Consider the following 25,666-nt stretch of genomic DNA (forward strand, 5'->3'; position numbering starts at 1 on the left):
ACCACCCCGATCGAACGATCGGAACCGAATCCGCAGAGTTCCTCGCCAAACATGATGTAATTCACGTTTTGACCTCATGGTCCTAAATCATATAACAGTAATCGTTTACAAATAGTTAATTTAGTCGCGCATTCGGGACCGGATGTGGTATCTCCAATGGAATATGGTCTGTATTAGGATGTATATCGCGACTCAGCGGGTGGAGAATGGGCGATTGCAAACGCGTTCGGCGGTAGTCGTCGGTGTCTCGCGAAGGAACGCGGATACCGTATCCGATATCGGCGCACGAGGGCGCGCGGCGCGTGAAACCGACGTGCCACCACTCCGACGGAGACAGCGATCGGTCTCGAACTCGAGGAACGGGCAGAAACACGGTCGATAACCGAACGTGTTCAATCGTCGGCCGGAGCCGGTCCCTCCGGCGTCGGCTCCACTCGAGCGCGGTACAGCCCGCCCGAGAGCCCGATCGAGGCGATCGCGAGAACGAGGAAGACGACGAAGCCGTTGGCGTAGCCGGCGGTTCCCTGCAGGTCGACGAAGAGCCCGAGCACCGGCGGGATGACGAAGCCGCCGAACGCGCCGAGTCCGCCGACCAGCCCCGACGCGCCGCCGACGGCCTCGGGCACGTACTTCGGGACGAGCCCGAACACCGCCGCGTTAGCGACGCCGATTCCGATACCGAGCAGGACCGTCGCGCCGACCGCGAGCGGAACGGTCCGAGCCGCCATCAGAACGGCCGCGGCGATGCCGATGACGACGAAACTCGCGATCGCGGTCCGTTCACCGCCAATTCGGTCGCTGATGACGCCGCCCGGAACGCGAACGAGCGCCGCCAGCAGCGTGAACGCGACCGCGGTGAGGGCACCGGACGCCTGCAGGTCGAGGTCGTGGACGGCCGTCCAGTACGACGGGAACCAGGTCGTCAGCGCCAGAAAGCCGCCAAAGGATGCGAAGAAGAGCGCGACGAGCACCCACGTTCGCGGGATGCCGGCCGCCTCGCGGATCGACGCCATCGCGTCCCCGCTCGGGAACAGCTCCTGGCCCCGCGTTTCGGCCCGTCGCTTCGCCGTCTCGGCCTCGAGTCCCCGCTTCCGGAGCTGGAAGAACGGCGGGTCGACGGCGATGACGCCGTAGACGAACGTCCCGCAGACGAGGAAGGCGAACCACGCGAGGTAGGCACCCGTCAGTCCGAGTGCGGCGAGCGCGACGGGGACGAGAAGTGTGAAGATTCCCGGCGAACTGTTGCCCAGGCCCGCGTACACCGCGAGCATCGTCCCCTGTCGGTCTTCGGGCGACCAGTAGGACGTCTGGGCGGCCCCGACGGAGAACGTCGCGATCCCGCAGCCCGAAAGCGCGCCGAACAGGAAGACGAGCGGATAATGGGCCATCGTCAGGCCGTCGGTCCCGAGGGTCACGAGAATCGTCGACAGGCCGGCCATCCCCACGACGGCACACCCGAGGAGGACCAGAAACGGCTTCGCCGCCCCGACGTCCTCGACCCACGCGCCGAAGGGGATGCGAAGCAACGAACCGGTCAACTGCGGCGCGGCGACTAACAGCCCGAGCGCGAGTCCGGACAGGCCCATCGCCCCCTCGAGTTCGGACGCGACGGGGCCGTAGAGGACGACGCCGGCGAAGCCGACGAAGAAGCCGAGCGTCGCGGACGCCACGCCCCGACGCGGATTCCCTCGGATCGGCGGTGTGCCGTCGCTCGCGGGTTCGGGTGTCGGTTTCGCGGTCATGAGTCCTCAGGCACTCGCTTCCGCGACCGCCCTGACGTCCTGTTCCCGCGGCGGCTCGAGGCGGACCGCACACTGCTTGAAGTTCGGCTCGTTCGAGCGCGGGTCGACGTCGGGCAGCGTGAGATCGTTGACGTCGGGGTGGTGAATCGGCAGCCAGACGACCCCGTCGGGAATCGCGTCGTCGGTCTCGACGCAAACCGTGACCGACGCCCGCCGGGAGACGACGCGGCCGTACTGCCGGCCCTCATCTCCCTCGTCGGCCTCGTCACTCATGTGACCGTCGGCGGGGGCCTCGAGGTCGTCCGCGATCGCCGCTGCCGTCGCCGGACTGACCCGCGCCGTCGGCGGTTCGTCTTCGCGGGTCCGGACCCCGGTGTTGTACGCGTCCGGACGGCGCGCGGTCGTCAGCGTGAACGGATAGGATTCGTCGGTCGGCTCCGGCAGCGCCCGGGCCTCGCCCGTCGAGAACCGCGCGCGGCCGGATTCGGTGTAGAACGACCACGATTCATCGGCTGGGGCGTCATCAGTAGTCGTCCGCTCGTCGCCGGCGTCCCCGGCCTCGTAGTACCGGTACCCCGCCGACACGTCCGGTGCCGGTGCCGGCCAGCGGACCGCGCGTTCTGCCTCGAGGCGGTCGTAACTGATCCCGGAGAGATCGGCGGGGGTGCCGGCTGTCAGCGCCGCAAACTCGTCGAAGACCGATTCGGGTTCCGGTGTCTCGTCGAACAGATCGGGGACGATGCGATCGGCGAGATCGCCGATCAACGCGAGATCGGTTCGGACGCCCGAAGGGGTCTCCGTCGCGGCTCGAACCCGGGAGACGGTCCGCTCCATGTTTGTCGTCGTCCCCTCGGACTCGCCCCACGTCGCCGCGGGCAGGACGACATCGGCGTACTCGACGGTTTCGCTCCGGAACGCGTCCTGCACAACGAGGAACGCGTGCTCGAGTTTCTCGCGGACGCGCGTCGTGTCGGGCATTCCCGCGACGGGATTCGTCGCGACCGCGTAGACGGCCTCTACGTCGTCGCCGATCGCGTCGACGATGCCGACCGGTCCCGGTCCGGGGTCGTCGGGGAACCGCGAGACCGGAACGTCCCACGTCTCGGCGACCGCTCTACGGTGATCCGGATCTGCGAAGGGGCGGTGACCGGGCCAGGATCCCTTCGAGGAGCAGACGCGGGTCCCCATCGAGTTGGCCTGCCCGGTCAGCGAGAACGGACCCGATCCCGGCCGGAGGTTGCCGGTCGCGAGACAGAGGTCGATCAGCGCGCCCGCAGCCGCGGTCCCGTTGACGCTCTGGTTGATGCCCATTCCCCAGTAGAGCAGGGTGGGATCCTCGAGCGCGTCCGTGAGGTGGTCGACGTCGGCCATCGAGACGCCTGCCATCTCGGCGGCCTCGGCCGCGTCGGGAAGGTCGTCCCGAAGCTCGTCGAAGCCGACCGTCGCCTCGTCGACGAACGCCTCATCGACGCGGTCCGTCTCGATGACTCGAGCGAGAACGGCTCGAGCCAGCGCGAGATCGCCACCCGGCTCGAGCGGCACATGGTGGTCGGCTACTTCGGCGGTCTCGCTGTGGACGGGGTCGACGACGATGAGTTCGGAGTCGTCATCGTCCGCGGACTGACGGATCCAGCGAAACATGACCGGGTGGGCGGCCGACGGATTCGCGCCCCAGACGACGTGCGTCTCTGCCTCGGGGATGTCGTCGTAGGTCGGCGGCGGCGCGTCGCTACCGAAGGCGTCGTAGTACGCCGTGACGGCGGACGCCATACACAGCGTCGTGTTGGCGTCGTAGTAGCGGGTTCCGAAGCCGCCGCGTGCGAGCTTGCCCAGCGCGTAGGCGGCCTCGTTCGTCTGCTGGCCGCTTCCCAGGACCGCGACGCTGTCGCTCCCGCTGTCTTCCAGCGCCGTTCCGAGCCCTTCCGCCGCGCGCTCGAGAGCCGATTCGATCGTCGTCGGCACGAGCTCGCCGCCCTTGCGGACGAGCGGTCTGGTGAGCCACTCGCCGTCCGGATCGGCGGTCTCGCTGACGCCGCGCTGGCAGGCCAGTCCCCGGTTGACCGGATGGCTGGGATCGCCGCGGACGGACCCGAGACCGTATCCCCGGTCGGGAGCCTGCTGGACGTGTCCGCAGCCGACCGCACACCGCATACACGTAGTCGGCACGAGATCGGTCACCGCTCCCACCTCCGGGACCCAGAACGAACGGGGCCAGATGATTTACAATCGAACCCATTGGAGGTATATTCGCTTGATATCATTCAGATGTTCTTGGATTAGGAGTACATATACAACTACTAAACGGTGATCGTTTACGAACCGTTAATTTTGTGCCGAGATCGGTGTGGAGTCCGCAATATGCGAATGGATGAATACAATATAAGGCCGTTAGATAGCAGCGATTCGGGGCCCTGATCGAACGCACGTCCATGAATTCGCGACGTGTGCGACTAATTGGCGCAGGGAGCGTCGGCGTAGGAAAACGAACGGCGACTCGAGTCGGATTACGTCCGTCCGACCCACTTCAGGATGAACAGCGTCCCTTCGAACAGCAGGATCATCGTGACGGCGACGAGGATGGGGGCCATCCCGGTCGGGTCGAGCGTGAACATGAACGAGAGCCCCGCGAACCCCGCCCAGAAGTACAGCCGCTTCTGGGCCAGCCAGCGGCGGGTCGTCACGCCCATCATGATCGCCAGCATGATGAAGAGCGGAATCTGGAAGACGATCGCGAGAAAGCCCATCAGCGTGATGATCAGGTTGAACGTATCACCCAGCGCGTACGCGATGTTGGCGCTCCCCTCTGCGTAGTAGGTGAAGTACCGAAAGAGGATCGGCAACACGAGCACGTAGGAAAACAGCATCCCGATCGCGCCGAGAACGACGCTCGTCGGCACCGCCGCGAGGTAGTACTTGCGCTCGTTCGGATACAGTCCCGGCCGCATGAACAGGTAACACTCGTAGACGAACGCCGGCAGCGCGATCATGATCCCGAGCAGCGACGAAATCTTGATCCGGGTTAACCACAGCTCGAGCGGGTTGTAGACGTGGGGCGGCGGAACCTCGCCGGCGTCGTACGGGAAGACGTTGAACCAGACGAACTCGATCGCGTTGGAGGCCCACAGCAGCCCGATCGCCGTCCCGCCGGCCCCGAACAGCAAGACGACCGCCAGCCGGAGCACCATCTCCTCGATGTGATCGGCCAGCGGCATCTCCTCGTCGTCCGGCGGCGTCGAGATCCCGCCGATGTCGTCGTCGGGATCCGGATAGGTCGGCTCCGGGTTCGGCGAATCGCCGACGACGCCTTCGCCGTCGGTCTCGAGGTTCGGACCGGCCGCGTCGTCGGTTGCAGGCGGCCCAGCATCGGGTCTCGGATCGGATCCGGCGGTATCGTCGGGTCGTGGCTGACGCTCATCGGGGCCATCCCGTGGCGCTTCGAGACCGTCGACGTCGCGGTCGTCCCGTGGCTCATCGGGACCCTCGACGTCGCGGTCGTCCACCGGCTCGTCCGACATCTACGGAACACTGATAGGCCACCGGTTATAGGCCTTTTTCTTACGACAGCCCCTCGAGAGTGAGAAGGCCGTTCGATCGCCCCTCGAACCCGCACACCCACTCGAAAGGTTGATAACTGGATGTCAGTTACCCCAACCCAATGAGTTCTGCCGTCGACGAGGACACCGCCCGGGCCATCAACAGCGGCCGGGAGACGGCCGGTGCACTCCTCTCGAGTGCCCAGGAGCACCTTCAGAAGGTATTTATCGTCTTTCTCATCGGCTTTGTCAGTTCCTTCTACGCGCTCCGCATGGTCGTCTGGGACTTCCTTGAGGCGACCGCGAAGGGCCAGATGGGTGAGGAGATCGCCGCTTCGACCGACATCATCACGCGAACGCCGTTCGAGGTGATCCTCTTACAGGCCAAGATCGGGATGATCACGGGCATCATCGTCGCCATTCCCGCACTGCTCTTTTTCTCCCGGGAAGCGATCCGTCGCCGCGGCTATCACAGCGTCGTGCCGATCTCGAAGGGGTACATCGCCGGCTTCGTCGTAATGGCGCTCTCGCTGTTCGTGGCGGGGGTCATCTACGCCTACAGCATCTTCTTCCCGTACGCGTTCGGCTTCCTCGCGGGGAACGCCGTCAGCGCCGGCGTCAAACCCAGTTACGGTATCACCGAGTTCACCGAGTTCATGGCGCTGCTGACGCTGTCGTTCGGACTCGCCGCCCAGCTCCCGCTGTTGATGGGCGTGCTGTCCTACACCGAGATCATCCCCTACGAGACGTTCCGGGACAAGTGGCGACACGCCGTCGTCGGAATCGTCGTCTTCGGGGCCCTCTTCTCGCCGCCGGATCCGTTCACGCAGGTCATGTGGGCCATGCCGATGGTCATCCTCTACGTCTTCAGCCTCGGACTGGCCAAGGTCGTCACCAACGTCCGCCGGCGCGGTGCAGCCAAATCCGAGGGGACGGGAACCGACCACGTCAAGCGACGTCTCCTCCAGTTCGGCGGCGTGCTCGCCGTCGTCGCGGCCGCGATCTCCGTCGCCGTCAATCAGGGCGGCTTCGGCTACCTCCGCGAGTCGGTCTACCCCACGTTCCCGTCGTGGCTGCGACCCAGCGGCCCACTCGGGCTCGAGACGACGGCGAACACCCACGGTCTCGCCGGCGAGGTCGCGGTCGGACTGCTGATCGCCGCCGCCGTCGGCTTCGTCATCCTGCTCGGCTACACGATTCACGTGCTCCAGCAGCCGGTCTATCCGCGAGAAGACGACATTCGACGGGCGGATACGCACGAGGACGTCGACTTCGAGACGCTCGCAGTCGAGGACATCGACGACGTGTCGGTGCAGGTCTTCCGCAGTATGAGCGAGGATCAGGCGCTCGAGTACTCCCGGCAGGCGATGTACGACGACGACCGGGAGAAAGCGCAGGCCATCCTCGACCGGTTCGATTCGATAGACGCGGCGAGCGGCGACGGCTCGGCCGCAGGCGCTGGCGCAAGCGGCGGGGCAGGCGGTGCAACGGGCGACGAGGACGAGAGCCTCTTCGCGAGCACCGCGGCCGGCATGCTCGACCCGTTCACCGAGGAGGAGACGGACGAGGACGACATCGGGGGCTACGCCTACGACATCGCCTTCATCTTCAACAGTCTCACCTCGAAGGTGTTCCGCATCGTCGGGCTGTTCATGGTCGTCATGGGCGGCACCTTCTTCTGGCTCTACTCCGGCGGTCTCGGGGACGTTCTCAGGCTCTTCCTCGATCGGGTTCCCCGACACGTGCTCGAGGAGGTCGTCGAGGAGGGCGCCGATCCGAGCAGGATGGACCTCGGCGAACTCATCGAAGCGATGGACATCGTCGTCGCTCTGCACCCGGTCGAAGTGCTCATCTTCGAGGCGAAGGTGAGCGCGCTCGCCGGACTCGTCGCCACGCTGCCGGTGATACTGTTCTATGCCTGGCCGCCGGCCAAGGAGCGCGGGCTCGTCTACGGCGATCGGCGCACGTTCGTCGTCTGGGGCGGCGGCCTGCTCGTCGGCTTCGCCGTCGGAACCTACCTCGGGTTCTTCTGGGTCGCGCCGACGATCATCTCGTATCTGGTCTCGGACGCGATCAGCAACGGGATGGTCATCTCCTACCGGATCAAGAGCTTCTTCTGGCTCGTGATCGCCACGACCGTCGGCATCGGCTTCCTCCTCAACATCATCGTCACGATGGCGCTGTTCCACGTCGGCGGCGTCGCCAGCTACCGCTCGATGCTCGAGCGCTGGCGGCCGGTCGTCGTCGGCATCTTCGCCATCGCCGCCTTCTTCAGCCCGAAGGGGATCCTGATGATGTTGCTGTTCGCCATCCCGATCTCGCTCACCTACCTGCTCGGCCTCGCCATCCTCTACGTCCTCACCGGTGGCGGCCGGCTGTTCGGCGGTGGTGGTGGCGGCTCGGCGGCACCGGACGCCGAGGACACCGGTGCGACCGCAACGGAGTGACGGAGTCGCCGCACGCACGTCCCGTCCAACCGATAGTTCAGTCAGTGATCGACCGGCATGCGGTGGCGCGCGCTGTCGGCCGGCCGAGCGTCGCGAGGTGCGAACACAGTGAGCACCTCGGAAAGCGAACGGTGACCGGAGGGAACCGTGAGCCAAGCGAGGACGGCTGACGATCTGTGCGAGGGATGAGCGAGTGACCGCAGGGAATGAGCGAATCGGCTGGGGAGGGTGTGGCGATTCCGTGTTGCCACGATAGCAGGACGCTTCATCTCACTCAATCCCATCAGAAACCAACTGTTCCCTCACTCACTAACCGACTCGCTCGAAACGGCGTCTATCTCGAGACGGCCATGAACGAGAACTGACCGATCAACCCTCTTAAGACGAAGACGTGCGAACGACTACCTATACTGATGCCCAAGATCAGCGTCGAAATTCCGCAGGAACTCCTCGAGGATCTGGACGACCACGTCGGCGACGACGGGAAGTTCGTCAACCGCAGCGACGCGATTCGGTCCTCGATTCGAAAGAACCTGGATATCTTAGACGAAATCGACGAACGCCACGACCGGCTCGAGACGGAGGAGTAGTCGACCGGTCAGTCCCGGTCGATCCGCTGTGCGAAGCCAAAGTTCGGCTTGACGTCCTCGACGCGCACCGTGACTGTCTCGCCTTCCTCGGTGTCGGGGACGAACAGCCGGTAGCCGTCGACGCTCGCCATGCCGTCGCCCTCGTTCCCGACGGCGTCGATCTCGACCTCGAGTTCGTCGCCCGGCCGCACCGTGGCGGTGAGCCGCCCCTTTCCGATGAAGTAGACCTCGGAGGACTCGTCACGGCTGGCCTTCGGTGACGTCGCGCGGACGTACTGGAACTCCTTCTCGACGTCCGCTCGGAAGTCGTCGACGTCGGGGCCCTCGAAGACCTTCACGACGAAGTCCCCGCCGCTGTCGAGCAGTTCGACGGCGGTCTCGAACGCCTGTCGCGCGAGGTGCAGCGAGCGGGCCTGATCGAGCGAGTACTCGCCGGACATGTTGGGTGCCATGTCGGAGATGACGACGTCGACCGGGCCGCCGGCGGCGTCGATGACCCGATCGCGGGTCTTGTCTTCGGTCATGTCCCCGCGGAGCGTCTCGACGTTGTCGTGGTCCTCGAAGTCCTTGATCCGCTGGAAGTCGACGCCGATGACGTTCCCGTCCGAGCCGACTTCCTCGGCGGCGACCTCGAGCCAGCCGCCGGGGGCCGCCCCCAGGTCGACGACCGTATCGCCGGGATCGATGACGTTCTCGAGGTTGTCGAGCTGTTTGAGCTTGTAGGCCGCTCGAGAGCGGTAGCCTTCCTGCTTCGCCTTGTTGTAGTAGTGGTCTTTTGCCATGAGTCGTTCCTCACGTAGTCGCAGTCTCGTGCGATCCGAGCAGGGATCGCCGACGAAACCGAACCGAGTGCCGTTGCCGTCACTCGGGACGGTCGTCGTATTCGTCAACGGGTAGGGACCAGAAGCGGAAAGACCTGCTGAAAACGATTTCCGGTCCGACGTGGACTCGTCTACTCCGGACCCTGCCGTCGTCCGACGTCCTCTTCGGGATCGATTTCGGCCTCCGGATCGCCCTCGGTCACGTCGTCCGGATCGACGTCGACATCGTCACGGTCCGTCGAGTCCCGGTCGTCGTCGGTGGGTTCGTCGTCTCGGGAGTTTGCATCCGGCGACTCCGTCGCGTCCGACGACTCCGTTCCCTCCGGCGGCTCCATCTCGTCGTCGGGATCGACTCGAGCGCCACCCTCTGGGGTATCGTAGAACTCGTCGTCTTCCATCATCGGTTCCGAATCGTCGAGACCGTCGGTACCGGTTCCGGGGCCGTCGTCAGTTCCGGCGATGTCGGTCGAGTTCGACGTCACCGGTTCGCCGGGATCGTAATCGGCGTCCGTCCGGTCGATTCCCTCGGTGCTGTCGCCGGGTTCGTCGGAACTGTCGTCCTCGGCTTCGGTCCCCGTCGCGATGCTCTCGGCCTGGAACCCGGCCTCGAGTCGGATCGCATCGTCGGTGATTTCGGTGACGGCGTCGTCCGTGAGCGGGACCGCCTCGGTGGCGTCGCGCTCCCAGTCGAGGGCGGCCCTGGTCGAGTCCGCCGCGTCCGCCGCCGGTTCGACGTACGCGGTCTCCGGATCGATATCCGCGACGGCCCCGAGCCGTTCGCCCTCGGCGGTCTCGACCAGCTTTCCGATATCGTCCTCGGTAAACGTCGGGCACATACTCGAGCCGAGGGCCGTTCGCGGGAAGCGAGTCCTGCCTGCACAGCCCGGGCGTTCTCGGTCGCGGGCTCGAGCAATCGATCCGGTCGAGCAGCCGGGCACCGTCGGGTTTCGAACGCCGGGCCAGCAGTTATCCCGCCGAAGCGTGGACCGGCGACCATGGGCGAAGAGATCACGGTCGAGGACGGCGGAAAGCGCGTGATCGATAGCAACGGCAACGAGATCGGAGTCGTCATGGACGTCGACGACGGAACGGCCTACGTCGATCCGAGCGAGGAGCTCGGCGGCGAACTCAAGACCAGACTCGGCTGGGGCCGAGACACCGAGAGCAGGTATCCGCTCCGGAACGATGCGATCGGTGAAATTACCGACGAGGAGATCCGATTGCGCGAGGAGTACTGAGGAGTCCCCCGATCCCAAGTCGACAATTTTCCAGTTGAATATCCGTTTTCCTACGGGTGTGGCGGCCGCTCGAGCGGAGACGATGAGCACCGAACTGTCCACAGAGTACGCGATCCGTTCTGCCACTCGCGGGTCCCCGCTCGCGCGTAAAGGGTGCCTTTTTATGGCAACCGTCCGTACGCGGACCTATATGTTCAAGGCCATCGTGAGCGCCGAAACGCTCACCAGCGCGCTCGATTCGGTGAGCGTGCTGGTCGACGAGTGCAAGATCCACCTCGAGGAAGACGGACTGGAAATCCGGGCCGTCGACCCCGCGAACGTCGGGATGGTCGACCTCTCGCTCGATGCGGCTGCGTTCGAATCCTACGAGGCGGACGGCGGACTGATCGGCGTCGACCTCTCGCGGCTCGAAGATATCGCTGGCATGGCCGAATCCGGCCAGCTCGTCCAGCTCGAGCTCGACGAGGAGACGCGCAAGCTCCACATCCAGATCGACGGGCTCGAGTACACGCTCGCGCTCATCGATCCCGACTCGATCCGCCAGGAGCCGGACATTCCGGATCTCGACCTGCCCGCGGAGGTCGTCCTCGAGGGGAAAGACGTCAACCGCTCGGTGACGGCCGCCGACATGGTGTCGGACCACATCGCACTCGGCGTCGACGAAACTGACGAGTTCTTCTACGTCAACGCGGAGGGCGATACCGACGACGTTCACCTCGAGTTGACCAGAGACGATCTGATCGATCTGCAGGTCGGCCCCGCTCGCTCGCTGTTCTCGCTGGACTATCTCAAGGACATGAACAAGGCGATCCCCAAGGACACCGAGGTCACGCTCGATCTCGGCGAGGAGTTCCCCGTCAAGATCTACTTCGGCTTCGCGGAGGGACAGGGACAGGTCACCTACATGCTCGCGCCGCGCATCCAGAGCGACTGACGCGCTCGAGCGCCGGTCCGCTTCTCGAACGTTCGATCGAAACAGCGACGAGCGGGGCGCTTTTCGGAATATTCGCCGGCGGTGCTCTCCATTCACCTCGACTGCACGCGTCCGGTGAGAGGATTCGCAGCGTCCCGCCTCAGAGCGATCCCTCGGCAATCGGCAGCGTCAGCGTCGATTCGTCGTTCTGGACGGTCGCCGAGCCGTGCTCGTCGAGGTAGAAGGGGTCGCTGGCCTCGATTCGCAGTTCGAGCGCGTCGCCGCGGGGCAGCTCCCGCAGGAGCGGTTCGAGATCGAGTTCGAGGCGGTGCGTGCCCGTCTCCTCGAGGCGGAACCCGGTTACCTGATCGTCGATCTGCTCGCCGTCGGACCGGCCCTCGACGTGATGGAGACTGGCGAAGCAAATCAACGGCGCGTCGTGGGCCTCGATCGTCAGCGAGAGTTCGGGCGCCCCCCGGATCCGGACTTCGTCGGCGTCGAGTTCGTAGGTCGCCGTCTCGTCGGGCCGGAACGAGGAGTGTCTCACCGTCGAGGTGGCGCCGTCGAGGGCCGACAGCGAGACCGTCTCGCGATCGACGCTTTCGTCGACTGCATCGAAGGTTCGCCAGGTGTCAGACTGTTCGTCCCACAGCGACACCTCGGGAACGACGTCGGTCTCGGCGCCCCGGACGTGGCGGTCCATCCAGTCGAGGGCCGCCCGGTTCACGTACTCGTGCTGGTCATCGTCGACATCGAGTTCGTCGGCGTTGTGTCCACCGCCGTACATGACGAGTCGCGACTCGACGCCCGAGTCGTCGATCTCGCGGTAGTTGGCGACCGCCTCGCTCGGTGGGAAGAGCGTGTCCGTCCAGCCCGAGATGACGAGCGCCGGAGCCTCGAGGTCCTCGAGGTACCGCGTCGGTGAGCGCTCCGCGAAGTAGTCGATGACGGCCTCGGGCATGGCGTTGTTCGCCATCGCCTCCGCGTACCACCCCTGGAGGTCCGAGTCGATGCTCTCGCCGACGTCGCCGGTGAGCCGCGAGGAGACCGTGCCGAGGCCGACCAGCATCGTCAACCAGCCGGACTTGATCGCGCCGTTCGGCGCCCCGGAAGCGACGAGGTCGTTCCAGGCGATCCGCGGGACGATGGCGTCGACGCGGTCGTCCCGTGCAGCGGTCAGCAGCTGGATACCGCCCCCGTAGGAGCCGCCGTCCATCCCTATCCGCGGATCGTCGCCGTCGGCGATCACGGCGTCGTGGTCGGCGAGCCAGTCGATCAGCGCCTGGGCGTCGGAGACCTCCTTCGGACCGTTGACCTGAACCTCGCCGCCGGAGTCGCCGTACCCCCGCGAGTCGTACGCGAGGACGACGTAGCCGTTGTCGGCGTACATGGCCGCGGTACAGCGGAGGAACGCCCTGTTCATGCCCCAGCCGTGGGTCGTGAGCACGGCCGGGTGCGGTCCCGCCGCGTCCGGTTCGTAGACCGTCCCTGCGATCGCCGTCCCGTCGAACGACTCGATCGTCACGTCTCGCGCCGTGAACGCTCCCTCCTCGGTGAAGAACTCGCCCGAGCGGACGCACTCGAGTTCGATCGCTGCTGCCGGTCTCGTCCCCATTCCCACCCCGGTGGCCGCGATGCCACTGGCCGCGGTCGCTCGGAGTAGCATCCGTCGGTTCAATTCCATGTGGTATCGTCCGGCATGATCTGCAACGCGAATAATCGTTATCCGATGGATAGGAGGGAAGTAATATACGAAGTACCGTTCCCTTCGTCACTCGGCCTGCGGATTTGGTCGTCGAGAAAGCGGTTTCCGCATCAACTCGAAGACGGACGCAAACCTGTGTGCAGCGGCCCCGGTATCTTCGCCTAGTTAAAAGTGCGACATAGGAAGGGGACGACCTACCAGTCCCCTCACGGTCGTCTCCAGTATGCCCTCCCCGAACGATTCAACTGACGAGTCGGAGTCGACCGATTACAGCTACGTCACGACGTTCGATCCGACGGACGGACGGCCGAGCGAGGCCGTCGTCACCGCAGTCGCCGCGGTTCTCGAAGCGGATCCCGCCGAGCTACCGCCGCTGTACGATGTCATGGATCCGGGCGCGCTCAACGATCTGGTCGAACACGCCCAGCGACGGGCGACCGACGGCACTCATCTGGTGTGGTTCACTTACGAGGGTCTCGAGGTCGGCGTCCGAAGCGACGGCGAGATCCGGATTCGGGACGTTACTGCAGCCAGCTGACGATCGGCTCCCGAGCAGCGCCGAGACGGCCGGCATTCGTACCTGTCGTCACTCCTGCTCCTCGAGGAACGCGAGCAGGTGCTCGTTGACCAGTTCGTCGTCCTCGATGAAGAAGAGGTGCGAGCCGCCCTCGACGAGTTCGAGTCGGCTGTCCGAAATCTTCTCTGCGAGCAGCCGCGCGTTCTCGACGGGAACGACCTGGTCGTCGGTCCCGTGGAGGAGCAGCGTCGGCACGCGGAGCCCGTCGAGGCGGTCGCTGACGTCGAAATTCTGGACGGCGGCGGCCTGAGCCTCGCGAGCGGGGGCGCTGGCGTCCTGCTCGAGTCGCCACTCGATGATTCGATCCATCAGGTGGGGGTTCCGGTTGGTGAATCGGTCGTTGAACGCGGGGCGCATTCGATGGCGGATCGTCTCCCGATCGCTGGCTCCGTCGGGCGTATCGAACATGCGTTCCTGCGTCTCCTCGGGAACCGGTGCCGCGTCGGGGCCCCCGTGGGACGTACAACACAACGTCAGTGACTTCGCCCGGGAGTACTCCAGCGCGTAGCGCTGGGCGATCATTCCGCCCATGCTCGCGCCGACGATGTGGGCGTCGTAGATCCCCGCGTCGTCGAGGACGGCCTCGAGATCGGCGGCCAGCCCGCCCATCGAGTAGCCGGCCAGTTTGAGGAGGACGAGGCCGCGGAGCGTCCCCGGCAGTCGCGCCACGAGCGGCGGCAGGCCGACGTCCGAACGGCCGGTGCCCCGGTTGTCGGGGGCCACGATATCGTACTCGTCGGCGACCGCCTCGCGTTGCCACCGCCACATCCACCGACCGAATGCGAGTCCCTGAACGAAGACGACCGGCGCTCGCCCGTCCCCATCACGTCGCTCGTGTTCGTAGTAAATCGACACGCCGTCTCTCGTCGCCTGTGGCATACCCGGACAGACGTGTCGAACACCCTTGAAATCGATCCTCGAACTGTGGGCAGTGTCATCCCATGTCGTCCGGCCGGCTGGCGGAAACTGGTAATCCGATTTTATCGCCGCGGTGACGGCCGGGCGACGGCCCTCTCGAGGTCGCTCGATTGACGACCGACTGACGACCAGCGCTCGAGTCGAACCATCGAAACGGGGTGCTGGGATAAAGAGTGATTGTGGTAATCAGCGCGTTTATCCCGTCGCGGTAAAATGGTATTACCGATGCAGCGACTGCACGCGCGGTATCCGTTTCTCGAGGCCGCTCGCGAGTCCGTCGCGACGGAGGCGGTCGATCTCGCGACCGTCGTCGAACAGGACCCGGCGGTCGTCGACCGCGCGCGCCAACGCGTGATTATCGCGCTCGAGGAAGGAGAGGTCGGAGCGCCACACCGCGAGAGCCGCGTCGAATTGCTTTCCTATCCCGTCGCGCGGGTGCTCGTCTCGATGGTCGGGGAGCAGGTGCTCGTCCGCAAGTACGCCCGCGGGGAGGCCGCGACGGCCTACGAGCGGTTTACCGCCGACATGGCCGACACCACCGAACTGAAAAGCGTCGAGACGACGGGGCTGGAGCTCGCGGACCTGCTCGCCGAGTTCGATCTGCGAGACGACGTTCGCGAACGACCCGACGGCGACGGGTATCGGATCGACGTCGGCGCTTATCTCCCGCTGTCCGAAGACCTGTGGGAGGACGAGTGGCGGCTCGTTAATCGCTCGTTGGACGCCGGCGAAGTGCCCGTCGACGGGGACGAGTTACTCGCGCTCCTCCGCGAGGCGATTCGGAGCCGCATCGAGGACGGGCTCCCCTTCGAGGTGCCCGACGCCATCGCGACCGCGCTCGAGGACGACGCCGCCGAGATCCGCGAGGTGGTCGCCGACCTCGAGTTGACGCAGGATATCGACACCGTCGTTCCGGACCTGTTCCCGCCGTGCATGAAGGCCCTGCTCGATCAGATACAGAAGGGCGAACATTTGGCCCACCACTCTCGATTCGCGATCACCGCATTCCTGACGAGTATCGGGATGACCACCGATCAGGTCGTCGACCTCTACCGCGTCAACTCGTCGTTCGGCGAGGAGATGACCCGCTACCAGACCGATCACATCCGCGGGGATAGCTCCCCGACGGAGTACTCGCCGCCCTCGTGTGCGACGATGCAGTCCTACGGCGACTGCGTGAACAAGGACGACCTCTGCGAGCGCATTCCGCACCCGATGGCCTACTACGAACAGCGGATCGACGACGCCGACGACGATGAGATCGAAGACTGGCGGGACGGGGCTGACGACGGCGAAAATAGCGCTGCGAGCGGCGATTGATCGTTCCGTTCGTGACGTCACTTCTGCGAAGGCTCGTCGGACAGTTCGTCGGCCTGTTGCTGAATGTCCCGTAGCGCCCGTTCCTGCTCACCGCGGGCGAGACCGCCAGATTCGGCGTGTCGACCGTCGTACTGGTCGGACGGGATCGCGTTCCAGACGTTCGAACCGTCGTCGTCCCCGGCCTCGCGAACGGCTGTCGAGTCACCCGAGACGGCCCATCGCCACAGGAGCGCGATCGCGAGTCCGGTGGGAACCACCACCGCGCCGGCGGCGACGACCGGGTCGACGATGGACAGCACGCTCACGAGCAGCGACGAACAGAGCAAGACGAGCACGACGACGACGGCAGCCTGACCGGAACGGGACCCATCCGTTCGAGTCGTACTGGAGTCACCACTACCCATAGGTTCTGTCAGTCGTCCAAGGTGAAAAACGTACCGACGCCCTCAGAATGTTCCCTTCGCGTCCGCATCGTCGTCATCGTCGCTGGTCTCGAGGCCGTTCCCGGGGTCGTTGAGCAGGTACGCGAGAAGTATTCCGACTCCAGTCATCAAGAGGATGAAGACGCCGATAACCGCAACGAGCATCTGGCCGCCCTCGGGCGAGAGCGTGCTGTTTTCAGCGCCGTAGGAGGATCCGACGGCGACCATGGCACCCAACATGAGGAGGACGGCACCGACGGCCGCGACGATTTCGATGAGCTGTTCGCGCTCGAGCATTATCCCTGTGCTTTCGCCGGACCGGTGAAAAGCACTTCGAAGGGTGCCTCGAGGATCGATCGTCGGCTGCGATGGTGAGCCGATCCCAGCTATCGTATAAAGGTCAGCCATGAGATTGCAAGCGGACCCGTTATGGCCATCGAGCCCCTATCCATGTCGAATAGCCAGCCGACCAGCGAATCCACTTCGACGCACCTATGAAAACAACAGCGTCACCGAAAGCACCGCTTCCAGTACCGTCAGCAGATCACCTCACGAAGCGATCGCACCGGGCACGCATCGAACCGATGTCGGTGTTGTCGCTGGGCGACGGCCTCTACGAGGTCGAGTCCGCGAGCGACCACACCTACCTCGTCGATCTCGAGGCGGGTCGATGCACCTGTCCGGATCACGTCTTCCGCGAGGCCCGCTGCAAGCACATCCGCAGAGTCGCGATCGAGATCACGGAGGGCCGGACCCCGCCGCCGGGCGAGGTCGCGGTTGACTGTCGCGACTGCGGCGAGACGATCTTCGTCGACGAGGACGAACCCGCGCCGTTCTACTGCGACGAGCACGCGATCTACGCCGGCGACACCGTCGTCGACCGCGAAACCGGCGATCGACTCACCGTCGTCGACGTCTCGGAGCTGCGAGCCGACGCCGTCGAGATCGGGGCGGCCGACACCACCGTCGCCGACTACGAGACCAACGCGGACTACGACCCCGACGTCCCCGTCGTCGGCGCGATCTATCCCCACGCCACCGTCGCCCCAAACGGCGTCGTCCCCTCGTCGCTGCGGGTCTACGTCTTCCCGCGGACCCGCCTCGAGAAGGCGACGTAGCGACTCGAGCCGGCTTCGCGGGGAGATAGTGAGCCGGTAGACACCGCCGCTGCCGCCGCGTCGACGTCGACAACGCCTTCCAACGCGCTGCCGGTTGACAGTACCCGTATTCTTGTGGGACGGTATCGACTAGCGAGGCATGGGTTCGGGAATCGACTACGGCGAGTTCGACGAGGGACGACACGTGAACTACTGGAAACTCGACCGCACGCTCCAGCGAGAGCTGCGTCGAGCGTCCGACGCCGAGGCGTTCGAGTGGGGCGAACCACGGCTCGCCGACTTCGGGGAGGTGATCGGCCACACCGTGGCGGACAACGCGGATTACGTCGACGACCACGGGCCGGAACTCCGAACCTACGACAAGTACGGCGACGTGCAGAACTTCGTCCGCTATCCCGCCGAACAGTTCGAGAGCGACGAGCTGGTGTACGAGGCGGGCATCGTGGCCGACGCCTTCGAGGCCCCGCCCGGCCGCGACGAGCCGATGCCGGTCAGCCACTTCCTGGCGACGTTACAGCTGCTGTGTTACGCCGACGCCGGCTTCGGCTGTCCCGTCGCGATGACCGCCGGCGCGGCGCTCGTCCTCGAGCGATTCGACGACGGCGACCTCGAGCCCTATTATCAGGGGCTGGTCAGCCGCGACTACGACGAGCTGATCGAGGGGGCGATGTTCCTCACCGAAGAACAGGGCGGCAGCGACGTGGGTGCGAACGAGACGACGGCGCGCTACGACGAGAAGGGCGACTGCTGGCGGCTCACCGGCGAAAAGTGGTTCTGCTCGAATATCGACGCCGAGGGGACGCTCGCGCTCGCTCGGGCTGAAGGCGCGCCGGCGGGGACCGACGGCCTCTCGATGTTCCTCGTCCCCCACAGCGACCCGGACGAGGGTGTCCTGACGAAGGGCGACCGCCGCGAGTTCGAGGGACCGCCGCCGGGCGAGGCGCTCAACGACCAGCGCTACCGACGACTGAAGGACAAGCTCGGGACGATCGCCGTCCCGACCGGCGAGGTGGAGTTCGAAGAGACGAAGGCGTCCCTCGTCGGCGAGCGAGAGGCGGGCTTCCGTCAGATGACCGAGATGCTCAACCTCGAGCGCCTCGCCAACGCCGCGGCCTCCTGTGGCGTCATGGGACGGGCACTGCTCGAGAGCAAAGTCCAGGCCGCCACCCGCGAGGCGTTCGGGCGGACGATCGACGAGTTCCCGCTGATGCGAGCGGATCTCGTCGACATGGCCGTCGATTACGAGGCCGCGACGGCGTACGTCCACGAGGTCGGCCGACTCTTCTCCGAGCGCGAGCGGGCGCGGCGGAACGGGGAGACGGGCGACGGCGGTTCGCAGGGTGCGGGTGACGAGACCGACGACTACCGGCTGCTCCGCCTGCTGATCCCGATCGCCAAGCTTCGCACGGGCAGGATGGCCGTCGACACCGCCTCCTACGCCATGGAGATTCAGGGCGGGAACGGCTACGTCGACGACTTCGTCACCAATCGATTGCTCCGGGACGCGCAGGTGCTGCCGATCTGGGAGGGGACGGAGAACGTCCTCTCGCTCGACGTGGTCCGCGCGCTCGAGCGCGAGGACGCGTACGAGCCGTTCGCAGCGGCGGTCGAGGCGCGACTCGATTCGATTGCTCACCCCGCGATCGCGGACGCGGCCGAAACGGTGGCCGAGGAGTACGACGCGCTGACCGAAGCGCTCGTCGCGCTGGCCAGCGAGGACCCCGAGTACGCCCAGTTGTCGGCCAAGCGGCTCGCTCACTACTGCTTCGAGGTCTTCACCGCCGCGCTGTTGCTCGAGGAGGCTCAAACTGACCTCGAAAACGGCGACGGCCGGACGGCGCTCGTCGCGCAACGATTCGTCGCGACCGAGCTCGAAGACCGGGCGGCGCGGGGAATCACCGGTGGCGACCGGTTCGTCCTCGAGGCGTTCGAGTCGATCGTCCGCTACGCACCGGTCGATCCCGAGACGGTCTCGGAGACGGTGACGGAGACTGCCGATAACTGAGCACTGGCCACCCGTTCGACCGCTGCGAGGCTGATTCCCGAATCCGCCTACTCGAGCAACTCCGCGGCTTCCTCGACGTCCATCACGCCCTGCTCGACGGCGTTGAGCACGCGAAGCACGTCCTCGTCGGGCCCGTCGTCGCCACCGCCGTCGGCGGCCTCCTCGAGCGTGACCTTCTCGGATCGGCCGGTGAACTCGGGGAAGTCGGTGCCGTCGGCGACGGCTGTCTCCTTCTTGACGCGGTAGTTGCCGCCGTCGGTCACGTAGAGGTCGCCGGGATGGAAGAAGTACCAGTCCTCGCGGTCGAAGCGGATGCCGATCCGGGGTTTCGCGCCGAAGTTCTGTGCGAAGTAGATGAGCGCTTCGACCTCCTCGCCGGTGAGATAGATCGGGTCGCCCGAACTCGATTTCGCCTCGATCGCGTAGAACTGTTCGCCGTCGCCGGCGAGCACGTCGGGGAGTTCCCGTTCGGTCGCAGAACCGCTGGCGGGCGCACGCATGACCGCGAAGCCGGCCTCGTCGAGCGCGTTGACGAGTTCCCGCTCGCGGCGGTCGCCCTTCGCCTGAGACATACCCCTTCCTCACCGGCCGGCGATAATAAAGGAACTGACAGCGCGGTGGAAGTGATCCGCTGGAACCACCCTACAGCGCCACGGCCGTCAACACGTCGACGAGTATCGAGGTCGAGGGTTCGGCGGTCTCGATGCCGTACTCGAGGGCGATGTAGAGGATGCCGAACTGGATGGCGTTGAAGGCGGCGTGGGCGGCGATCGGCACGAAGAGGTTGTCCGTTTTCGCGTAGAGCAGCCCGAAGATAATCGAGCCGCCGAAGACGACGACGACCGGAACGACGGTCGCGAGCAGCGATCCGGAGACAGCGTACGACAGAATGTGGATCAGCGCGAAGATCGCGCTGGCGATGATAACCGCCTGAAGCCGAGAGAACGCGTCGTAGAGGCGCTTCTGGACGATGTTCCGGAAGAGGAACTCCTCGGCCGGTGCGTTGAAGAGGAAGACGATCCCGATCATGACGAGAACCATCGTCTGATCGTCGCCGATGAAGCCCGAGACCGAGTTTTCCGCGGACGGCAGCGAGAGTAGCTGGACGAGTATGCTGACGAGAACGTAAAACACGAAGCTCCCGAGGACGCCGGCCAGAATGTAGCCCCAGCCACGTTTCGTGGGGGCTCGGAGGTCGACGTACGACCAGCCGCGGTCGGTCGCCGCGAGATAGATCGCACCGGCGAGCGCGAAGCCGACGAAGTTCAGGGTTAACAGGAGCGCCCGACTCGTGATCGACGACTCCATCGGTGTCCTCACCACCGCCGGATCGAGCAGGACGGCGGGGAGGACCGTGAACTGACTGGCGAGAATACCGAACGCTGCCAGGCCGATCGCGACGAGCGTCGACCGAATCGGACCGTCGTCGCGACGGCGTTCGGATGTTTCCATACGGATACGTACGACGACCGGGCCCTTGGGCGTTCCTCATCCGAAACGATCCGTCTCGGGAGGCGCCACTCTCGGCGAAACGTGTCGTGGCGATCCGGATCACTCCGCGGAAATCGGACGTTCGTCCTCGAACAGCTGCGCCAGCAGCCGCTGCTGGCCGATCCGCAGGTGTCTGTTGACCGTCGGCTGTGTCACCGCGAGTAGCTCGGCGATTTCCTCGCCGGTGCTCTCGCGGGGCCACTCGAAGAACCCGGCGAAGTAGGCGGTTCGGAGGACCTCGAGTTGGCGGTCAGTCAGCGCGTCGAACAGCGACGTGACGAGTTCGCTTCGCGTCCCCATCGATCGCTCGACGTGGCGGCGGGATCGGAGCTCGACGGTCGGATACCCCTCGCGGACCATCTCGATGAACTCGCGGACGTCAGTACCAGGGGGAACGTCGACGGTGATTTCGGTTCCCGCGGCATCGGCGCGCATCGAGCGCGGACTGCCGCCGTGGCGGACCAGCCGCGAGGCGATGACCGACCCGGTGACGGTCGCCTCGAACCGGCAGTCGCCGTCGGCCTCACTGATGAGCCGGGACTCCGTCACCGAGACGAGATCGTCGAGGACCCGGCGGACGTCGTCTGGCGGCACGCCGCTGGTTTCGAAGAATAACAGCGTCTCGTTGCCGGAGTGCGTTCCCAGACCCGCGTACTCGACCCGAGCACCCGTCTTCGCCGCGATCCGAGACAGCAGGTCCTCCGAGCCCTCGATCCGGAGGGTCAGCTCGAGCAGCGTTTCCGCGTGCAGCGCCTCCCGCGTTTTGACGGCGTTGATCGCGTTCGCGATCCCCTCGCCGAGTTCCGTCATGACCGTTCGCTCGAGGTCGCCGAACGCGTCCGGTTCGCGGGCGTAGACCGTGAGGACGCCGGCGGAGTACTCCGCGTGAGAAAGCGGGACGCTGATGACCGACTGGAAGCCCCGATCGACGGCCCGTCGCCGCCAGGGGTCGCCTTGCAACCCCTCGACGACGTTCGAGACGACCGTCGGCGTCTCGGTTCGGGCGGTCCGGACGGCCGGCTCGGCCGACGCGTCGTACTCGAGCGAAACGTCGTCGAGGTACTCTTGGCCGGAGCCGGCCCAGGCCCGGGGCTCGAGTCGAGTGCCGCTGGCGTCAGGTTGACCGATCCACGCGAACGCCACGTCGTCGGCCTCGATCAGCCGCTCGGGGACGGTCCGTTCGATCTCCGCGCGGCTGTCTGCCCCGATCAGCGACTGGTCGATCCGCCGGATGAGTTCGGTAATTTCGATCTGGCGGTTGAGTCGGCGGTTTCGCTCCTCGAGTTCCGCTTCCCGCTCGCGGAGGCTGGCCTCGCTCTCGAGGCGATCGAACGCGGCCTCAGTCGTGGCGACGAGCGTCTCGATCAGTCGCCGGCCCTCAGCGTCGATCGCCCGTTCCCCCGACGCGATCGCGAAGACGCCGTGATCGCCGATCGGAACGACGACGCCGCTTTCGACGGCCGGGCCGAAGACCTGCGATCGATCGAACGCCGCCGGATCGTCGATAACGGTCCCCGTTTCCGTCACGTACGCGTTCCAGAGGACGGAATTGTCGTCGCCGACGGCGACCGACGGCGCGTCGTCGCCGTTACAGAGCGTCGCGAACTCGTCGGTGGACGCGATGGGATCGAACCGGTTCACGTCGGGATTGAGGCCGTAGACCGCCACACCCGATGCCTCGAGGATTTCCGCGGCCGTCTCGACGACCAGTTCCGCGACTTCCCGTTCGGTGTCAGTGCCGAGCAGGTCGCGAGCGGTGTCGTGGAGCGATTCGAGCGCCAGCTCCTGTTCCTTGGACTCGGTGATGTCCTGAATCGTTCCCCGAACGCCGACGATCTCGTCGGACGGAGGCCGGGGTTCGTCGATATCGGACTGCGGCCGGCCGTCGGCGGGGTCGTCCACCGTGTCGCCGACTGCCCGTCGGTCGCCCTCGGAACGGCGTCGCTCCCCGTCCGCCCGGATCGGTTCGCCGATCGATCGGACCCAGCGCTCGTTACCCTCGGCCGTCTGCATCCGATGTTCGATCTCGTAGCTATCTCCGTCCACCATCGCTGTGTTGACGACGTCGAGGACGGCCGCTCGGTCGTCGGGATGGGGGAACGAGGACGCCTGCTCTTGGGTCACGTCCGCGTCCGGGGAGAGTTCGTAGAGCCGTCGTAGCCCGTCCGTCAGGGTTATCTCCCCCGGCTCATCGCTGACGTCGAGTTCCCAGCCGCCGATCCCGGCCAGCCGCTCGGCCTGCTCGAGCAGCTCCGTCGTCCGCTCGAGTTCGCGTTCGCGCTCCTTGCGCTCGGTGATATCGCGGATGACGCCCGCGGTCCCGGCGAACTCGCCGTCAGTCATCGGTAACAGCGCCATGTGACTTTCCGCGTCGAGCACGTCGCCGTGATCGGTCTCGAGGGCCATCTCGAACGTCCGGGACGGTTCATCGGCGCGGAGCAGGTCGCGGATTCGATCCCTGGCCGTCTCGAGGTCCCCTTCGGCCATCACCGTCGAAACACGCTCGCCGATCAACTCCTCGGGCTCGTAGCCGGTAATGGGCGTGAGCGCATCGTTCAGGAACTGGAATCGGCCGTCCGCATCGATCGTGTACACCAGTTCGTCCAGCGCCTGAATGATCGTCTCGGTGCGCTCGAGTTCGCGTTCGCGCTCCTTGCGCTCGGTGATGTCCTGAAACGAGCCTCTGACTTTGACGACGTCGCCGTCGCCGGACTGCAGCCGGCCATCGGCGGAGCAGTACTCAGCTCCGCTCTCGAAGACCGGTTCGCCGATGGCCCGAACCCATCGCCGGTCACCGTCGTCCGTCGTGATGCGGAGTTCGAGGTCGTACGGCTCCCCGTCCTCGATCGCGCGCTCGACCGCCTCGCGAATCCGCGGTCGATCGTCGGGATGGTAGAATCCGAGCGCCTGCTCGATATCGACCGCCTCGTCCGACGAGACGCCGTGAATTCGGCGAACCTCGTCAGTCCACCACGGCTCGTACGGCTCCTCGGTCACGTCGAGTTCCCACGCGCCGATCTTCGCCAGCCGCTGGGACTGCTCGAGCAGGTGCGTCGTTCGCTCGAGACGGGTCTCGCGCTCGCGGAGCCGGCGTTCTTTGTCCCTGCGCTCGGTGATGTCCCGGCCGATTCCGACTTCGACCGGTCGCCCGTCGGGATCCTCGAGGACCGACGCAATGAATTCGTAGGGGATCCGCTCGCCCGATTTCGTTTGCAGCGCCGCTTCGATGTGCGTCTCGCCCGTCTCGAAGGCCTCTTCGATCGAATCACGGATGGCCGTCCGATTTTCTTCGTCGAAGAAGTCGAGCGCGTGCATCGATTCGATCTCGGCGTCCGTGTAGCCGGAAACCTCGACCAGCGTCTCGTTCCAGCGCTGGAACGCACCCTCCTCGTCGAGGACGTAGAAGACGTCGTCTAACGCGTCGAGAACGTCGTTCGTGAACTGCTCGTATCGCTCGAGCCGCCGCTCTTTGTCCCTGCGTTCGCTGACGTCGCGGCCGACACCGGCGATGAGTGGGTCTCCGGCCGGGTTTTCGAGGGTCGACCCGACGAACTCGTAGGGAATCCGCCGACCGTCGCTGGTCACAAGCGGGGCGTCGATGCGTGCGGAACCGGTCTCGAGAACCTCGTCGATCGCGTTCGTAATCCGGTCGCGATCGGGTTCGTCGAAGAAGTCGAGCGCGTGCATCGACTCGATCTCGGTGTCCACGTAGCCGGTCGCCTCGCACAGACTCTCGTTCCACCGTCTGACCTCGCCGTCCTCGTCGATCAGATAGACGACGTCGTCGACGGCGTCGAGCATGTCGTCGGTGAACTGCTGGGCCCGCTCGAGGCGTTGCTCGCGTTCCTCGATCCGCCGAACGTCCGTGCGCCGCTCGATGGCCTGGCTCACCCAGCGGGTCATCAGGTCCACGAACGACGTTTCGGCGGCCGTAAACGGTCGGTCCCGCGGGTCACGGTTCAGAAAGCAGAGCGTTCCGTAGAGTTCCCCTTCGACGACGATCTTGCCGCCGAGGTAGCAACTGACGCCGAGTTCGTCGGCGGCGGGGTGGTCTTCCCGTCCCGTCGCCGCGGCGTCGTGGATCCCCAGAATATCATCCGACGTGATCGTCTCTCGACAGTAGATCGTCGAGAGGTCCAGCACCGACCCCTCGAGTTCGGCCTCGTTACCGACGGCCGTCTCGACCTCGTAGCGCTCGGTCGACTCGTCGATTCGGGAGAGGAGCCCCGTCTCGAGCCCCAGCCGGTCACAGCCGAACTCGAGCAGCCGACGGATCTTCGTCTCTCCCCGGCAGTCCGGGTCGGACGTGATGCGGTAGAGGTCCCGGCGATCGCGTTCGCTCTCGGCGCGTCGCCGTTCGCGGTCACACATCGTCTCCGTCAGGTCCTCGATGGCCTCGGCGAGACGGCCGACCTCGTCGTCTCGGTCGATTTCGAAGTCGACAGCTGCAACGGGGTCGGCCGGACTATCGGTGTGGTTCACCTCGAGTGGTGCGGGATCGTCCTCGAGACGCGAGAGGAACTGTCGGAGTTCGTCGGTGAGCCGTTCGAGATCGTTCGGCCCGCCGGCGTCGTCTCGCGCGGCGAGTCCCGCGACGAGCAGTCCGGGTTCCGTCGCTGTGTTGATCCCCAGCACTGTGAACTCAGATGGGATTATCCCGGCAACCATACCGACCACTACGCCAATAGCTCCGAGAAAAATCGCGCTCGAACGCGTTACGCGATCCGCAAGCAACCCATGACAACCCGCGATGCCGACCATAGTACCCCTACGAAATGACTGCCAATGATATTCGCGGTTTGTTTTCTCGGTGATAGGAGAATATG

At 65.6% G+C, this 25,666-nt stretch carries 20 protein-coding genes; 8 read left to right on the plus strand and 12 right to left on the minus strand.

Features of this window, described 5'->3' with window-relative positions; genetic code table 11:
• Nucleotides 1-392: 392 nt before the first annotated feature.
• From HYG81_RS28695 to tatC, 3 genes are all read right to left on the minus strand, one after another.
• Entirely contained in the window at nt 393-1,742 is a 1,350-nt protein-coding gene (locus HYG81_RS28695; RefSeq protein WP_180839524.1) for an MFS transporter, read from the minus strand.
• A 6-nt stretch (nt 1,743-1,748) separates the two neighbouring features.
• On the minus strand, nt 1,749-3,893 hold the full coding sequence (gene nasA / locus HYG81_RS28700; protein ID WP_233289919.1) for an assimilatory nitrate reductase NasA: 2,145 nt from the start codon (nt 3,891-3,893) through the stop codon (nt 1,749-1,751).
• Nucleotides 3,894-4,246: 353 nt separating this feature from the next.
• On the minus strand, nt 4,247-5,257 hold the full coding sequence (tatC, locus tag HYG81_RS28705) for a twin-arginine translocase subunit TatC (RefSeq protein WP_180839526.1): 1,011 nt from the start codon (nt 5,255-5,257) through the stop codon (nt 4,247-4,249).
• Nucleotides 5,258-5,397: 140 nt separating this feature from the next.
• Here tatC and HYG81_RS28710 point away from each other — a divergent pair, with 140 nt between their 5' ends.
• Both HYG81_RS28710 and HYG81_RS28715 read left to right on the plus strand, forming a co-directional pair.
• Entirely contained in the window at nt 5,398-7,722 is a 2,325-nt protein-coding gene (locus tag HYG81_RS28710) for a twin-arginine translocase subunit TatC (RefSeq protein WP_180839527.1), read from the plus strand.
• Between the two features lie 413 nt (nt 7,723-8,135).
• Complete coding sequence (locus HYG81_RS28715; protein ID WP_098725150.1) at nt 8,136-8,312, plus strand: ribbon-helix-helix domain-containing protein; 177 nt, start codon at nt 8,136-8,138, stop codon at nt 8,310-8,312.
• Nucleotides 8,313-8,320: 8 nt separating this feature from the next.
• Here HYG81_RS28715 and HYG81_RS28720 read toward each other — a convergent pair whose 3' ends face one another.
• Nucleotides 8,321-9,094, minus strand: a complete 774-nt coding sequence (locus HYG81_RS28720) for a 23S rRNA (uridine(2552)-2'-O)-methyltransferase (protein WP_180839528.1) — start codon at nt 9,092-9,094, stop codon at nt 8,321-8,323.
• A gap of 170 nt (nt 9,095-9,264) precedes the next feature.
• Nucleotides 9,265-9,969, minus strand: a complete 705-nt coding sequence (locus tag HYG81_RS28725) for a hypothetical protein (RefSeq protein WP_180839529.1) — start codon at nt 9,967-9,969, stop codon at nt 9,265-9,267.
• Between the two features lie 159 nt (nt 9,970-10,128).
• Between HYG81_RS28725 and HYG81_RS28730 the strand changes: the two genes are divergently transcribed.
• Both HYG81_RS28730 and HYG81_RS28735 read left to right on the plus strand, forming a co-directional pair.
• Nucleotides 10,129-10,371 (plus strand): PRC-barrel domain containing protein, encoded by a 243-nt coding sequence (locus HYG81_RS28730; protein ID WP_180839530.1) that lies wholly within the window; start codon nt 10,129-10,131, stop codon nt 10,369-10,371.
• 190 nt (nt 10,372-10,561) lie between these two features.
• Nucleotides 10,562-11,305: a DNA polymerase sliding clamp gene (locus HYG81_RS28735; protein WP_180839531.1), complete on the plus strand. Its 744-nt coding sequence runs from the start codon at nt 10,562-10,564 to the stop codon at nt 11,303-11,305.
• Nucleotides 11,306-11,444: 139 nt separating this feature from the next.
• Here the strand turns inward: HYG81_RS28735 and HYG81_RS28740 are convergent, their stop codons facing one another.
• Nucleotides 11,445-12,968 carry an alpha/beta hydrolase family protein gene (locus HYG81_RS28740; RefSeq protein WP_226375930.1) on the minus strand — a complete coding sequence of 508 codons (1,524 nt, stop codon included), beginning with the start codon at nt 12,966-12,968 and terminating at the stop codon, nt 11,445-11,447.
• Between the two features lie 244 nt (nt 12,969-13,212).
• Between HYG81_RS28740 and HYG81_RS28745 the strand changes: the two genes are divergently transcribed.
• Nucleotides 13,213-13,527, plus strand: coding sequence for a HalOD1 output domain-containing protein (locus tag HYG81_RS28745; RefSeq protein ID WP_180839532.1), 315 nt, complete (start codon nt 13,213-13,215; stop codon nt 13,525-13,527).
• A gap of 48 nt (nt 13,528-13,575) precedes the next feature.
• Here the strand turns inward: HYG81_RS28745 and HYG81_RS28750 are convergent, their stop codons facing one another.
• A complete protein-coding gene (locus HYG81_RS28750; RefSeq protein WP_180839533.1) occupies nt 13,576-14,445 on the minus strand; it encodes an alpha/beta fold hydrolase in 870 nt (289 codons plus the stop codon).
• Nucleotides 14,446-14,709: 264 nt separating this feature from the next.
• Here HYG81_RS28750 and priL point away from each other — a divergent pair, with 264 nt between their 5' ends.
• Nucleotides 14,710-15,804 carry a DNA primase regulatory subunit PriL gene (gene priL, locus HYG81_RS28755; RefSeq protein ID WP_180839534.1) on the plus strand — a complete coding sequence of 365 codons (1,095 nt, stop codon included), beginning with the start codon at nt 14,710-14,712 and terminating at the stop codon, nt 15,802-15,804.
• A gap of 17 nt (nt 15,805-15,821) precedes the next feature.
• Here the strand turns inward: priL and HYG81_RS28760 are convergent, their stop codons facing one another.
• Together HYG81_RS28760 and HYG81_RS28765 are read right to left on the minus strand one after the other, a co-directional pair.
• The gene (locus HYG81_RS28760; RefSeq protein ID WP_180839535.1) at nt 15,822-16,208 is read right to left on the minus strand and encodes a hypothetical protein; all 387 of its coding nucleotides are present in this window, start codon (nt 16,206-16,208) and stop codon (nt 15,822-15,824) included.
• 42 nt (nt 16,209-16,250) lie between these two features.
• The gene (locus tag HYG81_RS28765; RefSeq protein ID WP_180839536.1) at nt 16,251-16,523 is read right to left on the minus strand and encodes a DUF7472 family protein; all 273 of its coding nucleotides are present in this window, start codon (nt 16,521-16,523) and stop codon (nt 16,251-16,253) included.
• Nucleotides 16,524-16,720: 197 nt separating this feature from the next.
• On the opposite strand from HYG81_RS28765, the gene HYG81_RS28770 reads away from it, so the two are divergent.
• Together HYG81_RS28770 and HYG81_RS28775 are read left to right on the plus strand one after the other, a co-directional pair.
• Nucleotides 16,721-17,344, plus strand: a complete 624-nt coding sequence (locus HYG81_RS28770) for an SWIM zinc finger family protein (protein WP_180839537.1) — start codon at nt 16,721-16,723, stop codon at nt 17,342-17,344.
• 139 nt (nt 17,345-17,483) lie between these two features.
• Nucleotides 17,484-19,349, plus strand: coding sequence for an acyl-CoA dehydrogenase family protein (locus HYG81_RS28775; RefSeq protein ID WP_180839538.1), 1,866 nt, complete (start codon nt 17,484-17,486; stop codon nt 19,347-19,349).
• 47 nt (nt 19,350-19,396) lie between these two features.
• On the opposite strand, the gene hjc is transcribed toward HYG81_RS28775, so the two are convergent.
• From hjc to HYG81_RS28790, 3 genes are all read right to left on the minus strand, one after another.
• On the minus strand, nt 19,397-19,921 hold the full coding sequence (gene hjc, locus HYG81_RS28780; protein ID WP_180839539.1) for a Holliday junction resolvase Hjc: 525 nt from the start codon (nt 19,919-19,921) through the stop codon (nt 19,397-19,399).
• Nucleotides 19,922-19,991: 70 nt separating this feature from the next.
• A complete protein-coding gene (locus HYG81_RS28785) occupies nt 19,992-20,801 on the minus strand; it encodes a CPBP family intramembrane glutamic endopeptidase (protein ID WP_180839540.1) in 810 nt (269 codons plus the stop codon).
• A gap of 99 nt (nt 20,802-20,900) precedes the next feature.
• Nucleotides 20,901-25,508, minus strand: a complete 4,608-nt coding sequence (locus HYG81_RS28790; RefSeq protein ID WP_226375931.1) for a PAS domain S-box protein — start codon at nt 25,506-25,508, stop codon at nt 20,901-20,903.
• Between the last annotated feature and the right edge of the window lie 158 nt (nt 25,509-25,666).

This window comes from Natrinema zhouii, assembly GCF_013456555.2.
GTDB classification, from domain to species: Archaea; Halobacteriota; Halobacteria; order Halobacteriales; family Natrialbaceae; genus Natrinema; species Natrinema zhouii.